This window comes from Desulfosarcina cetonica JCM 12296 (assembly GCF_001311845.1).
Lineage (GTDB): Bacteria > Desulfobacterota > Desulfobacteria > Desulfobacterales > Desulfosarcinaceae > Desulfosarcina > Desulfosarcina cetonica.
In genome coordinates, this window is sequence record NZ_BBCC01000027.1 from 35,813 (window position 1) to 50,724 (window position 14,912).

A 14,912-nucleotide genomic window follows, 5' to 3' on the forward strand; every position below is an offset into this window, starting at 1 on the left:
AGCTGCCCTACTCCATCCGCATCCTGGTGGAGAACCTGCTGCGCAAACTCGATGGTCGGGTGGTCAAGGAAACGGACTTGGCCAATATCGCCGGCTGGCAGAAGCGCTACGATGCCCCTGTCGAGATCCCCTATCATCCGGCGCGCGTCCTCATGCAGGACTTCACCGGGGTACCGGCGGTGGTGGATTTGGCGGCCATGCGTGACGCCGTTAAAACCCTGGGGCAGGATCCGGGACGGGTTAACCCCCTGGTGCCCACCGAGCTGATCGTCGACCATTCCATCCAGGTGGATTGCTATGGTACTGACGACGCGCTGGAGAAAAACGTCGCCCTGGAATACAGCCGCAACAGCGAGCGTTACGAACTGCTCAAATGGGCCCAGAAAAGCTTTGCCAATTTCAAGGTCGTGCCGCCCAACTCGGGGATCTGCCATCAGGTCAACCTGGAAAATTTAGGCCGGGTGGTCATCGAGCAGGCTACCGCTGACCAGACGATCGCCTATCTGGACACGGTGGTGGGCACCGATTCCCACACCCCCATGATCAACGGCATCGGCGTGATGGCTGGGGCGTTGGTGGCATCGAAGCCGAGGCGGTGATGCTCGGGCAGCCCTATTACATGTCCATCCCGGAGGTAATCGGCGTCAAACTGACCGGCAAACTGAAGGAAGGTGTCACGGCCACCGACCTGGTGCTCACCATCACCCAAATGCTGCGCGAGGTCAAGGTGGTGGAAAAGTTCGTCGAGTATTTCGGTCCGGGGATGAAGAGCCTGTCGGTCACCGATCGGGCGACCATCGCCAACATGACCCCCGAATATGGCGCCACGCTGGGTTTTTTCCCCGTGGATGAAAAAACCTGGATTACCTCAATCTTACCGGGCGCGGTGAGCGGGCCCTTTTGGTCGAAGCCTACACCAAGGCCACCGGCATGTTTTATACCGGCGCAGCCGATCCCGAATTTACCCAGGTGGTGGAACTGGATCTTTCCACCGTGGAACCGTCCCTGGCCGGTCCGGCGCGGCCCCAGGACCGGATCTCCCTCGCCGGTATGAAGCGCGCCTATGCCGATATTCTCGGTTGCGCGTACGACCGCGACACCGAAATCAAGCAGATTTCGGCGTTCCATGCGGAATCGGGCAACCAGACCGTACGGGCCAAACAGTGCCAACCGGTGGCCAAACGCCAGTTTGATATGCAGTTGGGGGGTCAGCCCGTGAAAATCGGTGATGGCAACATCGTCATTGCCGCCATCACCTCCTGCACCAACACCTCCAACCCGCATGTGCTCATCGGTGCCGGTTTGATGGCGAAGAATGCCGTCTCCAAGGGACTCAAGGTTCCCCCCTTCGTCAAAACCTCACTGGCGCCGGGATCAAAGGTGGTCATGGATTACCTGGAGGCCGCCGATCTGATGCCCTACTTCAAGGCCCTGGGTTTTCATCTGGCGGCCTTCGGCTGTACCACCTGCATCGGTAATAGCGGCCCGCTGCACCCGGATATCGAAGCGGTCATCAAGGCCAACGATCTCAATGTCGCCGCCGTGCTTTCCGGCAACCGTAATTTCGAAGCCCGCATCCACCAGCACATCAAATCCAATTTCCTGGCATCCCCCATGCTGGTGGTGGCCTTTGCCCTGGCCGGTCGCATGGATATTGACCTGACCCTGGAACCCGTGGGCATCGACCCCAACGGCGAGCCCGTTTACCTGGAAGACCTGTGGCCGGCACACGATCAGATCGACGCCCTGGTCAAGGCCCATGTGAAAAAGGAATTCTACGAAAAGGAATATGCACGCATCTTCGACGGCGATCGTTTCTGGGGGGCGCTGGATATCGCCGAAAGTACCACCTTTGCATGGGATACTGCCTCCACCTACATCAAGAATCCCCCTTACTTCGAGGGCTTTTCCCTTTCGCCGAAGGCGCCCGACAACATCACGGATGCCCGGGCATTCCTGCTCTTGGGCGATTCGGTGACCACGGATCACATCTCACCGGCCGGTGCCATTCCCGAAGCCTATCCGGCGGGCCAGTACCTGATTGAACACGGCGTTTCCAAGACGGATTTCAACTCCTATGGTTCACGGCGCGGCAATCACGAGGTGATGATGCGGGGCACCTTTGGCAACATCCGAATCAAAAACCGCCTGGTGGACCCCAAGCAAGGCAGCTACACGCTGAAATTCCCCGAAAAAAAGGAAATATTCAACTATGATGCCGCCATGGCCTACAAGGCCGAGGGAACGCCCTTGATCGTTTTGGGTGGGAAGGAGTATGGCACCGGTTCCTCCCGCGATTGGGCCGCCAAGGGAACCACCCTTTTGGGCGTCCAGGCCGTCATCGCCGAATCCTACGAACGGATCCATCGCAACAACCTGGTGGGCATGGGGGTCTTGCCATTGATTTTCAGCGATGGTGAAAACGCCCAGAGCCTGGGGCTGGACGGGTCGGAAACCTTTACCATCTCCGGTATCGCCCATATGACGCCGCGCAAACAACTCACCGTGAAGGCAACCAAGGCGGATGGCCGTCAGGTGGAATTCAAGGTCATCTCCCGTCTGGATACGGACGTGGATGTGGAATACTTCGAAAACGGCGGGATTCTGCCTGTGTCATACGTAAAATGCTGGCCGGTTAACGCGGCCCCTGTTCTCCCTTAACGATCCGGATCAGGCGGTTCGGCCCGGCCGGCCGCCTGACGGGTCCAGCAGCCCGGCTCGCTTCTTGACATTCAGCAGGCCGGGGCTGAAATTCAGGTGCATGAGCGACGATCGCATTCCCCGTGCAATAAATACCTTTTCCAGATCATCGAACAACACCGGCCGGTCCGGCCATTTATAATGTCGCGCCTGCTGCCGCAACTGTTCCCATTCTATTTTTAAGTCGGGTTCCGGTTCAAAGACCGTTTGCATGGCCCGGTCGCAAAGGAACATGGCGCAAACCACCGGCCGCACGGTCCAGAGACAGCCGCCATCTCCCAAAAAAACGCAACGATGACCGTTGTTTTCGGCACGCAGAACCGTTTCCAGACGGTCCAGTTGATCCGGTCCGGCGATCAGGGCATTGACCACCGTATCGGCGAAAAACGTGATGATGCCATCCTTGCTGCAACAGGCGCTGGTCCGGCTTTCATAACAGGTTCGGGTACAGACATCATTGAAGTGGCGGCTAAAAAAACGGTCCACGGACCCCCTGAAGGCCATATACGCCTGAATTTGATCAACGAGTTGGCTCCGTTGGGCGTGTAATCGTTGCCGCAACCCGTCTCTCACCATGATCAGGGCATCAAGCTGCTCGCGTTGGTAGTCGTTCATCGTCTCGTCAAGGTTTGACGGATTCGTAAAAAGCCCGATATCGGCGTTACGCGTATCCTTCGTCACTGCGGCGTACGAGAAAGTACGCCTCATTCCTTAAGGATTCGCAAGCTTGATCTCGAGCTTTTTACGAATCCGTCGGAAACCGGCGCAAAAGCCTCTTTTAAGGGGGTAAGGGTCCATTTCCCATCAGAGCTATGGGATCGCATGGGGATTGTCAAGCCGTTCTTCCCGTCAGCACCGACAGCCGTTGAATGGATCATCTTTTTTCTTGACGATCACCCTATTTTCGACGATATGTGAAGCTTTCAAAACGCTCGACATATGGATGTCCGCCTGCAATGTCCAACATGTACCCACCGACCGACCTTCCCAAGGACGTAAACGCAGAACATCTTCGGCCCAGTGGCCCACCCGAGACTGCCGGACCGGCAGGCGCATCGGAACAACTGCTTGAAAAGAATAATGGATTTATTGATCTTCGCCTTTCTGCGGAAATGATCGCGGCACCGGCATTTTTTATTGATCCGGACCTTCATGTCCGTTGGATCGCATCCGACGGCCAGGATTCGTTTTCCCGCATCCTGGCCGACCAGCACACGACCAGCCCAACCGGTAATATCTTCAACCTGCTCACGCAACCGGTGGTTAAAACGGCCATCCACGCTTGGCAGGCCTTCTTCGCCTTTGTCTATAATGTGTTAAAACACTCGACCGACTGCGCCGTCTTCACGGCTGCGACCGGTGCCGTTGAGGAAAAGCCAGCAGCGGTTTATCAAACCGATGGCGATCCTCTTGGCGTGGAAAACGGCTTTTCCGTTAGAAGTGCCGCGGTTTCTTTTGGAGGCGCCGCGTCCACGCCCATGCGGGTATTCGCCTTGGGATTTCCGACCGGCACCCTCTTTCTGATCCGTGCCGATGGTCCCCCGGCCCCGCATCTTCAAGACGGAATGACGGCGCTGCCGGAAAAGGCCACCAGCTCAGCCGAGATGTCCGCCATATGGCAGTTGCCCGTCGGCGCGCTGACCATCCATATCAACAACGCCCAGCGTTTGGCGGAGACCATGCTGCCGGGTGCATTTTTTGATCTGGCAAAATGGATTTGGAAGGTCGCCGATGATAGCGCCCGTTCCCTGGGCGGAAAGCGCGTGGGGATCAACGGGGGGCAAATCCACTACCGATTCTTCGAAAGCGCCGGACGGAACCCCATCTTCAGCGCCATCACCTGTGCCATCCGCCTGACCCGCCACATGATGGCGATTCAGGAAAAATCCGAGGTCGTTCAGGACTGGCCGGAAAAGATCGCACTGCAAATGGGCATCAGCTGCGACCACGAAGATAACACCGTCTTCAACGGCCCGGATGGCATGCCGCCGATGATTCCCGGCGATGCCGTCGATCAGGCATCCACACTGGCCGCCATGGCTGGGAAGGAAGAGGTCTGGATCACCAAAGCCGCCGTCGCCTGTCTTCCCAGCCCCCTTATGGAACAGCTGACGATGGGTATCGAGCGGCAGGGATCTTTTTTTCGAAACGGTTTTGCCCGGGTTTCAGAGCTGCCATGGTCCAGCGCTGGCAGTCCGGTCAAGCCACCCCCAAACGACCTCATGGTCACCCGTATCATTGATATCAAACCATTAACGCCGGAATCACCGGACAAAGAGAAAGCCATACCATGTCAGAAAGCAGTCCGTTAGTCAGGGTTCACGTCAATATCGAAATATCCGCCGCCGCCTTGCAGGCCGTGGTGACCCATTCCAAACAGAAAGCCGCCATGGACAAAGCCGGCGCTCAGCGCATGGACACGGCCGACATGCTCGGCGACCTGATTTCCCGGTTCCTGCAGGAAAAAGACTTTGTGGCCTTTGCCGAGTCCCAGGAAAATTACTGATCAGCCAATAAACGCCCTGTAAAGGGTCAGATCGCCGTCAATGGTATAGCTGCCCGCATTCGCCGGAATCAGGAAACTGTCGCCCTTGCAAATTTCCGATTCACCGGTGTCGGCAAGCTGGATGACACCCTTGCCTGCCGTACAGAGGAGAATCTCCACGCTGCGCCGCGCTGGCGCATGATAGGGATGTTCGGGCGTTGGCTCAAGCACACCCAGGGCGAACTCCGCCGCCGGACAGAGAAACCGGCTTTCCGCCGGCCCCACCAGATTGGCCGCGAGAATGTCCACTCGCGTGGCTTCGAAGCGCACAATACGCAAAAGCTCGTCCAAAGCCACATGCTTGGGGGTCAGGCCACCGCGCAGCACGTTATCGGAATTGGCCATCAGTTCAATCCCCGTCCCCTGCAGGTAGGCGTGCAGTTGGCCAGCGGGCAGGTAAAGCGCTTGGCCGGGTGACAGGCAAATCAGATTAAGCAACGCAGGTGCCAGAATTCCCATGTCGCCGGGATAGGCATCGGCCAGTTTGACCATCCAGCGGTAAACCGGTGACGTGTTCATCAATGCGGCGGCCTTATCGCGCAGGATGCGGGCCATGGCCTGTTTCTCGTCACCAAGGGACATTACCGCCTCGAAAAACGCTCGCAGGCCGTGGCCTTGGCGATCCTGTTTCAAGCCGGTCAGTTCCACCGCTGCCGGGGAAGGCCACACCGGCGCCAACAGCTCGGCCGCCAGCCGTGGGTGGCGAAACCCGTTCAAGGCCCAGAAGGGCGTCAGGGCACAGATAATTTCCGGCTTATGATTCTCATCCCGGTAGTTTCGCTCTGGCGCATCCATGGCGATCCCCTGCTGATTTTCCCGCGCAAACCCTTCGCGGGCCTGTTCGGCATTGGGGTGGGCCTGAATGGAGAGCGGGCTGGCGACGGCCAGGACCTTGAACAAAAAAGGGAAGTTGCCCCCGAACTGGCGATACACGGCCTCGCCAAGGATCGCTTCAGGTTGTTGGTCGATCAAGGTTTGCAGCGAGATGGCATCACCATCGACAAGCACCTTGGATGGCCCTTTGGGGTGGGTTCCCATCCACATTTCGGCCTGGGGTTTGGCTGATGGCAAGGGCTGCCCGAGAAGGTCGGCGATGGCGGTGGTCGATCCCCAGGCATAGGGTTGGATAACGTTTTGCAGACGATAAATCGGCATGACGGACACAATTATTCCTTTCTACAAAGGGGTGGTTTACGAATTCGGGTTGGCTTGGTATAGAGACGCATCGTCAAGAAAGGACACATGTTCCTCAAGGTTAATGAAATCTTTTACAGCATTCAAGGCGAATCCGTCCATGCCGGACGGCCCTGTGTGTTTGTGCGTCTCACCGGCTGCAACTTGCGCTGCCGCTATTGTGACACGCGCTACGCCTACTATGAGGGCACGGAGTACCCGATATCGCAGATTCTCGAACAAGTGGCATCCTTTGGCTGCCGGCTGGTCGCCTTGACCGGGGGTGAGCCGCTGCTCCAGGAAGCGGCTCCGCAATTGGGCCGGCACCTGCTCGACAGCGGTTATACCCTGCTCATGGAGACCAACGGTTCACTGGATATCGATCGCATGGATCGTCGCTGCAGCCGGGTCATGGATATCAAATGTCCCTCCAGCGGTGAGCAGCATCGCAACGATCCGGGTAACATTGAACGCCTGACCGCCAACGACCAGGTCAAATTCGTCATCGGCGATGAAGCCGACTACCGCTTCGCCAAAAAAATCCTGCCGACCCTGCCGACGCATTTACCGTCGGCGCGGATTCTTTTTTCCCCCATCATCGGCCGGCTTCCCGCCGCCCGGATGGCCCGCTGGATGCTGGACGACGGTATCCAGGCCAGGTTGCAGATCCAGCTGCATAAAATCATCTGGCCGGATCGCGATAGGGGGGTATAGGGCGACGATTTTCACAACCGAAGGAGATCCAGGGAGTTCATTCATAATTTGATCATTAAAAGCTTAACAAATGAATAATACAGAAAAAAAAGCCGTTGTCTTATCCAGTGGAGGCTTGGATTCCACCACCGTGCTGGCCATGGCCCGCGACGCAGGATTCAGCCTTTACAGCCTCAGCTTTGCCTACGGCCAACGCCACGATTTCGAACTCAAGGCATCGGAACGGGTTGCCGCGGCCATGGGCGTGAAACGCCATCTGATCACCCGCATCGACCTTACCCCCATCGGGGGGTCGGCCCTGACCGACGATATCCCCGTGCCCAAGGCCCGTGACGAAGCCCACATGGCTGCCGAGATCCCCGTGACCTATGTACCGGCGCGCAACACCATTTTTCTCTCCTATGCCCTGGCCTGGGCGGAAGTGCTCTCGGCATGGGATATCTTCATCGGCGTAAACGCCGTGGATTACAGCGGTTATCCGGACTGCCGTCCCGAATACATTCAGGCCTTCGAAACCATGGCCAACCTGGCCACCAAGGCGACCGTCGAGGGCAGAGGCCGCTTCCGCATTCACACACCGTTGATCCAGCTGACCAAGGCGCAGATTATCCAGGCCGGAGTTGCCTTGGGCGTAGATTACGCCATGACCCATAGCTGCTACGACCCGACCGATACGGGTCTGGCCTGCGGGACCTGTGACGCGTGCATCTTGCGCAAAAACGGATTCCTGGCCGCCGGGGTGCCCGACCCCACGCCCTATGCCCCATGACATGAGTTAACAGCCATTCACCAGTCAACCGGCAAACGGACCGTCTGTTTGGCCTTGTTCTGAAAAAGCAAGTAACCGTTTTCGCAGCCGAACCGAAACAGATCGCGGGTAATCGCCACGTCGGAACGGCAATACGCCAGGATTTTGGCCATCTTGCCCTCTTTCCACCACCGCAGGGCATCCAGACCATCGGCCGTTTTCCCGGCCCCCAAGGTCACCGAGGTCAGATGATCGAGAGATAGCCGGTACCCCAGGCGATTCTTGACACTTTCGAGAATATCCAGGGTTGGCAGGGAGACAAAATCGAAATCCGTATAGGCCGATAGCACCCGGTAATCAAAACGCTTGATGTTGAAGCCGACCACCAGATCAAACCGTTTGAGGTGCTCGATCAACATGGGCAACTGCCCTTCGACAAATTCGAAATAGCTATCCTGCGCGGCGTCGTAGAGTACCACACAGCTGACCCGCATGCGCTCGGCATGCTGCCACCCGCCCACTTCCTGGGCCGATAGCTGGGTTTCAATATCCAGCACGCCGTAATTGGCACTGTGCGAGACCGCCAGGGGCGATGGCGCTTTTTGTACTTCCCCATCAACCCGATCAGCCTGGGGCGGCGCGATGGCGGGGACAGGCGATGATGCCGGCACGGCCGTTGCGGCAATCAATTCGTTCAGCAGAAACACGGCCGCCGCCTTGTCGATGGGTCGATTGCCGGAACCGCATTTGGGCGAGTGCACGCAGCTCGGGCAGCCGGTCTCACACGGACAACCGGTAATGGCCGCCAGGGTGGCGTCGAGAAGACCGCGACCCTCTTCAAAGGCCTGCCAACACAACCCCGCACCGCCGGGAATCCCATCGTAAATGAAGATACCGGCACATTGCAGCTGAGGATGAAATGGCGTGGAAATGCCGCCCAGGTCGTTGCGGTCGGCCAGGACCAGCAACGGAAAAACACCGATGGCGGCGTGCTCCAAGGCATGCAGCCCCCCCATGACGTGCAAAAAGGCCTGCTCCGCCAGCCTTACCACGGCCTGGGGAACGGTGAACCAGAGGCCTTGGGTCTCGAATACCGTCGGCGGCAGATCCAGCGCGATGCGTTCAATGACCTCGCCGGTGCGCGTCTGAATGCGGTCATAACCGGTCACCTGCTCGGTTACCTGCAATCGGCCCGCAGCCATAAGGGTCCCGTAGACCGGTTGCTGGTTGGCAATCTCGAGGATCTGGGTTTCCTTGTTCGATCGCACCCGGGTATGCCAGTCCACCTGGCAGCGTGTCACCCGGACCTGGCGCGTTTCCGGTTGAAGTTCCGTCACTTGAAAGGTCTCTCCCCGGTGCAGGTAAATGGCGCCGGGATGGGTTTCCCGGTAGACCCGGAACCCGTCGATTTCTCCCAGTCGATTCTCATTGGATGCCTCGATGATGGCAAAACGCGAACCGGTTCCCCGTAAATCAACATGGCGATGGGGGTTTTTCATGGGCGCGTAGCAGGTGCTTCCGTCGGCACTCAGATAGAGTTCCCCGGACCGGATCAACTGGTTCAACCGCGCCTTCACCGGCGTTGGTGCCACCATGGCATCATGGATGTCAAGGGGCAGTTCGGCGGCGGCACACACCAGATGGCGGCCAAGCACATCGGGGTTGGCGGGGTTGATCACGGCCGCCTCGGGCGGCCTTTGGATCAGTTCATTGGGATTCTTGACGAAGTATTGATCCAGGGCATCCTCGCCAGCCACGAGGAGCACCGCCGATTCCTGGCCGGCGCGGCCAACCCGCCCTCCCCTTTGCCAGGTGGCCATGATCGAGCCCGGGTAGCCCACCAGGATGCAAAGGTCCAGATGGCCGATATCAATACCCAGTTCCAGGGCGCTGGTCGTGATCACCGCCAGCAGCTCGCCCGATACCAGTTTGGCTTCGATGTCCCGCCGCTCCTGGGGCAGGAAACCGGCCCGGTAGGCGCTGATCCGGCTGGCAAACGCCCCTGATCGGCGGCTGACCCAGATCGATAACAATTCTGCCAGCTTGCGGGATTGGGTGTAAACGATGGTCCGCAGATCCCGATTCAGGGCGGCTTTGAGCAGCAAGACGGTGGCCCTCAGCGGCCCATCATCCGGGGACAAGAGCAACAGATGACGTGTGCCCGTTCCGGCGGTGCTCTGGTTGACGGTCTCAACCGTAAGGCCGGTCAACTGAGCGGCCAGCTCCGCCGGATTGGCCACCGTTGCCGAGGTGAAAACGAAGGTCGGTCGGGCCCCATAATGGGCACACATTCGAATCAGGCGGCGAAACACCTGGGCCATGTGGGAACCCAAAAGGCCGCGGTAGGTATGTACCTCATCGACCACGACAAACCGCAATTTCGATAAAAACGCACCCCAGCGCCCATGATGGGGCAGGATCGACAGGTGAATCATTTCCGGGTTGGTCAAGAGAATATGCGGTGGTGTGTCGCGAATCTTGCGGCGGCGGTAGCTCGATGTGTCACCGTCATAGATGTCGGCCCGCAGATCAACGCCGTCCAAATGCCCGGCCATGGACAGAATCGTTTTGTGTTGATCCTGGGCCAGGGCCTTCAGTGGATAGATGAAGAGCGCCTTGGCCGCATCGTCGGCCGCCACGGCATCGAAAACGGGAAGGGTGTAGATCAGGGTTTTTCCAGAGGCGGTCGGCGTCGCCACCACGGTATGGCGGCCGCTACGCAGCCGATCGATGGCATGCGCCTGATGGGCATACAGGCGCCGGATCCCCATGCTGTCCAACAAACGACGGATCGGAAGGGGCCAGTCCAGCGTTGTTTCGCCGTACCCCGGCGATTGGGGTGAAAACACCTGATGGTGAACCACCTGTCCGGAAAACGCGGGCGACGCTTGCAGCGCTTCAAGATATCCCGGGATCGAATTATCGTCGGTCATGGCAGCGGATCCCGACGGCCGACAAGAGAATGCATGGATTGCGCATATGGACTTGAAAAACTGAAAAAATACGTTATAGTTGAGGGAATTTGGCCGTCAAGGCCTAACAATTTGATATTAATAAACAACGATACCTCTCCAGACAATTTTCGCCCCTTTCGGACGAGGGGCTACTATCGCATGACACCATTTCCCATTTCAAGAGGAAGGCACTAGCGTTGGACGACCCCTTTTTATGGTGCCCAGCGGACAACTCCCTGGGTCAGGTTGATCGTTTTTCCGGCTTCAGAAAATTCGTTACCATCACAGGAAAAAGGATCATCGGGCATTTGATCCTCATAGAAGAGGAGCTGCCGGATGATGCTTGACCAACTTCTGATCTTGCTGGTGTTGTTGTTGTTCTCCGGTTTTTTCCTCGGCCGAAACGGCCCTTTTTTCCATCAGCCCAACCCGTGCCCGGCATATGGCCAAGGACAATGTCGCCTCTCATCAGCTGATCAAACGGATGAAGGACGAACCCCACAAATTGCTGACCACCATCCTGATCGGCAACAACGTGGTCAATGTCGCGGCCTCGGCCATCGCCACATCCCTGGCCATCCGCATGTCGGCCAATTACGCCGTGGGGATGACCACCGGCCTGATGACCTTTCTGATCCTGGTCTTCGGTGAAGTGATCCCCAAGTCGTTTGCCACGCGCAACAACATTTTGATCGCCAAACTGACCATCTACCCCATCTACTGGATGTCGATCCTTTTTTTGCCCATCATCCTTTTCCTCAATTTCATTCCACGCATTACGGGCAAAATGAGCAAGACCCCGTCAGCCACGGAAGAGGAGTTGATCACCTTTGTCGAGGTGGTCGAGGAACAGGGCGAGATCAAGGAAGAAGAGCGGGAGATGATCCACAACGTGTTTGAACTGGACGACACCAATGCATCGGAAATCATGACCCCAAGGGCCGACATGTTTGTGGTGGACGTCAACGCCCCCCTGGACCTCGAGGCCATCGCCGATTCCGGATTCACACGCATCCCGGTGATCGACGGCGATTTCGACCATGTGGTCGGCGTCCTGAATATCAAGGACATCTTCCTGCATCAGGCCACCTCGGAAACGCCGGCGGACGTGCGTGTTCTCATGCGCCCCCCCTATTTCGTCCCCGAAAATAAAAAGGTGGACCGTCTGCTGCACCAATTCAAGGCGCGTAAGAATCACATGGCGATCGTCATCGACGAACATGGCGGCGTATCCGGCTTGATCACCCTTGAAGATGCCTTGGAAGAGCTGGTGGGTGAAATCCGTGACGAGACCGACAAGGAAGAACCCCACATCACCAGCAAAAAGCCCAAGGAATGGATGGTATTGGGCAAGTCCGACATCGAGGAGGTGAACGAGAAGACCGGCATGCAGATTCCCGAGAACGGAGACTACGACACCTTCTCCGGATTCATCCTCGATCGGATCGGTAAGATCCCCGAAGAGGATGAAAGCTTCACCATCGATGGATTCAAGGTCGTCGTGGTCGAAATGGAAGGCAACCGGATCAAACGGTTTCTGGTTCAAGCCACCTCACCGGCGCCACCGGCGGATGGATGATCCGATGAAAGCCCTTCGCCTGGCACTTCTTCTCATCCTCTGGCCGGCGCTCCTCTTCGGGGCAAACGGGAAGACGGTGGCCATTGGCCATTTTTCAAACATGCCACCCGGTACGGCAATCCCTGGATGGCAGCCCCTGACCTTTGATAAAATTCCCGTGCACACCCGCTATAGCCTGGTCGCCGACGGGCCGGAGGGAACCACCGTCTTAAAAGCCGAGAGTCACGCATCGCGTCCGGCCTGGTCTACCCGATCAAGATCGACCCCGCGACCTGCCCCTGGCTTACCTGGCGCTGGAAAATCAGCCGGATCATCGCCAAGGGGGACGTGACCCAGAAATCCGGTGATGATTACGCCGCGCGCATCTACATCACCTTTGACGCGCCAGCAAAGACCCTCTCCTTTTTTCAACGCACCCAATTGGCCGCCATCAAGCTGTTTTATGGGAAAACCCCGCCAACGGCGGCGTTGGCCTATGTGTGGGGCAACCGGGCAGCGGTGGGGTCGATTCATCCGAACCCCTTCACGGACCGGGTCCGGATGATTGTGGTCGAGAGCGGCCCGCAACATGCGAACCAGTGGCGCGCCATCCGCCGGAATCTTGTCAATGATTTTCAGGCCGCCTTCGGCTATCCCCCGCCCCCCATCTCCAGCATCGCCATCATGACCGACACCGACAATACGGCATCCTCGGCCACGGCTTGGTATAGGGATATCACCCTTGAGGGACCATAAGTGACGGATTCGTAAGAAGCCCGATATCGGCGTTACGCGAATCCTTCGTCACTGCGGCGTACGCAAAGTACGCCTCCCTCCTCAAGGATTCGCAAGCCTTGATCTCGGGCTTCTTACGAATCCGTCTGAATTCATCGGGTTGATGAACGGCCGTAAAAAAGGTGACCGCGAAGGCCACTTCAGTAAAAAATCGGAAGGCTATTTGACCCGTTCCACGTATTGGCCGGTCCGGGTATCGATACGGATTTTTCACCCTCGTTGACAAAGGGCGGCACCTGAACCACGTGGCCGGTTTCGAGGGTGGCCGGTTTGGTGGACCCGGCGGCCGTGTCTCCCTTGGCCCACGGCTCGGCCTGGGTGATGCTGAGTTCGACAAAATTGGGCAGCGAAACACCCAGTGCCTTCTTTTCAAACATCAGCACATTGCAAACCGTGTTCTCTTTGAGAAACGCCTTGGCATCGCCCAATTGGTCCGCCGTCAGCAAGTCCTGCTCGTAGTTGGCCAGGTTCATGAAGCAGTAGTTCGTGCCATCAAAGTACAAATACTCCATTTCGACTTCTTCGAGATTGGCCTCTTTGAACTTTTCGCCGGAGCGGTAGGTTTTGTCGAACTGCGAGCCCGTAATCATGTTTTTCAGCCGGCATTTATAGAGTGCCTGGCCTTTGCCCGGCTTGACGAACTCGAACTGAACGATGACATATGGATCCCCATCGATCTCAATTTTCAAGCCCTTGCGTAAATCACTGCTTTCGTACATATGCGACTGACCTCCATTGTTGGATAGCATGAATAGGGTAAATGCGTTTTTCGGGATACGGCCGTCAGCGTTTGTCCGTGCCCGCCATCCCGCGCACGGCGGCCACCAGGTTACGGACCCGTGTCAAATCCTTTTTAAATCGGATGGGCCGACCATTGGCGTCTGCGGCATTGGTACAGGTACAACTATCGACGCCATAGGGTCGCACCTGCCGAATGCCTTCGACCACGTTTTCCGGAGCGATTCCACCGGCCAGAATCACCGGGATCCGACTCTGCTCGACCAGCCGGGCGGCTACCGACCAATCACAGGTGAGACCGGTAATCCCCACGAACCCGCTCACCGGCAGGCCGTCAGCATCGTTACCGGATTCGGGCCCAATAACCGTGTCGGTCAAAAAAAAATCACTCAAGGGCTCGAATCGCTTGGCCAGGGCCAGCACCCGATCACTGTCGACATTGCCGGAACGGCCGATGGGGATCGCTCGCGTGATCTTGATCGTGGGGAAATGGTGTCTGACGGCTTTTTGCAGGGTAATAGCCTTTTCGACACAGACGCGCTCGGCATCGTCCAACTGCTCACAGAAATGGACGAGATCCGGCTGGTAGTAGACCAGGGTGTCCAAGACGGCATCCGTATCCGTATACAACGGGATCAAACTGCTAACGGCACCCATTTGACGCACCCGCGCAACAGTCTCCCGGATGGTCGGGACATGCCGATTTTCCATTGTGGTGATCACACTGCCAACATGGTCGGCGCCGCATTCGATCACCGCCCGGGCTTCTTCGGGTGTCTGGATTTCGTAGATTTGGACAATCGGCGTTGGCATTCGTTCGGTGCCGTGTTGAACGGTTCATCTTCATCGCATGGCTGTTGGGGGCCGTCTCTACCATATTCAGAATGTTTGTGCAAATTTTATCACCGCCTTCGATAGCGACCTTCAGACCCATTCCCGGGGTCCCCCGGGAGATGGACCATGATCGGGTTTCGCTGCCAAGACGCA

General features: G+C 57.6%; 11 protein-coding genes and 2 pseudogenes. 8 read left to right on the forward strand and 5 right to left on the reverse strand.

The window, feature by feature from the left end; all coding sequences use genetic code 11:
• Positions 1 to 152: 152 nt before the first annotated feature.
• Positions 153 to 2,661, forward strand: a pseudogene (gene acnA / locus JCM12296_RS08740) (aconitate hydratase AcnA).
• 9 nt (positions 2,662 to 2,670) lie between these two features.
• Here the strand turns inward: acnA and JCM12296_RS08745 are convergent.
• A complete protein-coding gene (locus JCM12296_RS08745) occupies positions 2,671 to 3,315 on the reverse strand; it encodes a hypothetical protein (RefSeq protein WP_157067483.1) in 645 nt (214 codons plus the stop codon).
• Between the two features lie 341 nt (positions 3,316 to 3,656).
• Here JCM12296_RS08745 and JCM12296_RS08750 point away from each other — a divergent pair, with 341 nt between their 5' ends.
• Together JCM12296_RS08750 and JCM12296_RS08755 are read left to right on the forward strand one after the other, a co-directional pair.
• A complete protein-coding gene (locus JCM12296_RS08750; RefSeq protein WP_054691609.1) occupies positions 3,657 to 5,012 on the forward strand; it encodes a hypothetical protein in 1,356 nt (451 codons plus the stop codon).
• Positions 4,991 to 5,206 (forward strand): hypothetical protein, encoded by a 216-nt coding sequence (locus tag JCM12296_RS08755; protein WP_054691611.1) that lies wholly within the window; start codon positions 4,991 to 4,993, stop codon positions 5,204 to 5,206. Before JCM12296_RS08750 ends, JCM12296_RS08755 begins: the two co-directional genes overlap by 22 nt.
• On the opposite strand, the gene manA is transcribed toward JCM12296_RS08755, so the two are convergent.
• Positions 5,207 to 6,400 (reverse strand): mannose-6-phosphate isomerase, class I, encoded by a 1,194-nt coding sequence (manA, locus tag JCM12296_RS08760; protein ID WP_157067484.1) that lies wholly within the window; start codon positions 6,398 to 6,400, stop codon positions 5,207 to 5,209.
• An 87-nt stretch (positions 6,401 to 6,487) separates the two neighbouring features.
• On the opposite strand from manA, the gene JCM12296_RS08765 reads away from it, so the two are divergent.
• Both JCM12296_RS08765 and queC read left to right on the forward strand, forming a co-directional pair.
• Positions 6,488 to 7,132, forward strand: a complete 645-nt coding sequence (locus JCM12296_RS08765; RefSeq protein ID WP_054691613.1) for a radical SAM protein — start codon at positions 6,488 to 6,490, stop codon at positions 7,130 to 7,132.
• Between the two features lie 70 nt (positions 7,133 to 7,202).
• Complete coding sequence (gene queC / locus JCM12296_RS08770) at positions 7,203 to 7,901, forward strand: 7-cyano-7-deazaguanine synthase QueC (RefSeq protein WP_054691614.1); 699 nt, start codon at positions 7,203 to 7,205, stop codon at positions 7,899 to 7,901.
• A 17-nt stretch (positions 7,902 to 7,918) separates the two neighbouring features.
• On the opposite strand, the gene JCM12296_RS08775 is transcribed toward queC, so the two are convergent.
• Positions 7,919 to 10,813: a DEAD/DEAH box helicase gene (locus JCM12296_RS08775; RefSeq protein ID WP_054691616.1), complete on the reverse strand. Its 2,895-nt coding sequence runs from the start codon at positions 10,811 to 10,813 to the stop codon at positions 7,919 to 7,921.
• Positions 10,814 to 11,031: 218 nt separating this feature from the next.
• Here JCM12296_RS08775 and JCM12296_RS38045 point away from each other — a divergent pair, with 218 nt between their 5' ends.
• The 3 genes and pseudogenes from JCM12296_RS38045 to JCM12296_RS08785 form a co-directional block, all read left to right on the forward strand.
• Positions 11,032 to 11,181 carry a hypothetical protein gene (locus JCM12296_RS38045; protein WP_157067485.1) on the forward strand — a complete coding sequence of 50 codons (150 nt, stop codon included), beginning with the start codon at positions 11,032 to 11,034 and terminating at the stop codon, positions 11,179 to 11,181.
• 71 nt (positions 11,182 to 11,252) lie between these two features.
• A complete protein-coding gene (locus tag JCM12296_RS08780) occupies positions 11,253 to 12,413 on the forward strand; it encodes a hemolysin family protein (RefSeq protein WP_246804087.1) in 1,161 nt (386 codons plus the stop codon).
• A gap of 204 nt (positions 12,414 to 12,617) precedes the next feature.
• Positions 12,618 to 13,148 (forward strand): annotated as a pseudogene (locus JCM12296_RS08785) (DUF3047 domain-containing protein); the annotation flags it as partial.
• A 179-nt stretch (positions 13,149 to 13,327) separates the two neighbouring features.
• Here JCM12296_RS08785 and efp read toward each other — a convergent pair.
• On the reverse strand, positions 13,328 to 13,906 hold the full coding sequence (efp, locus tag JCM12296_RS08790) for an elongation factor P (RefSeq protein WP_306303991.1): 579 nt from the start codon (positions 13,904 to 13,906) through the stop codon (positions 13,328 to 13,330).
• A gap of 64 nt (positions 13,907 to 13,970) precedes the next feature.
• A complete protein-coding gene (locus JCM12296_RS08795; protein ID WP_054691619.1) occupies positions 13,971 to 14,738 on the reverse strand; it encodes a phosphoribosylanthranilate isomerase in 768 nt (255 codons plus the stop codon).
• Between the last annotated feature and the right edge of the window lie 174 nt (positions 14,739 to 14,912).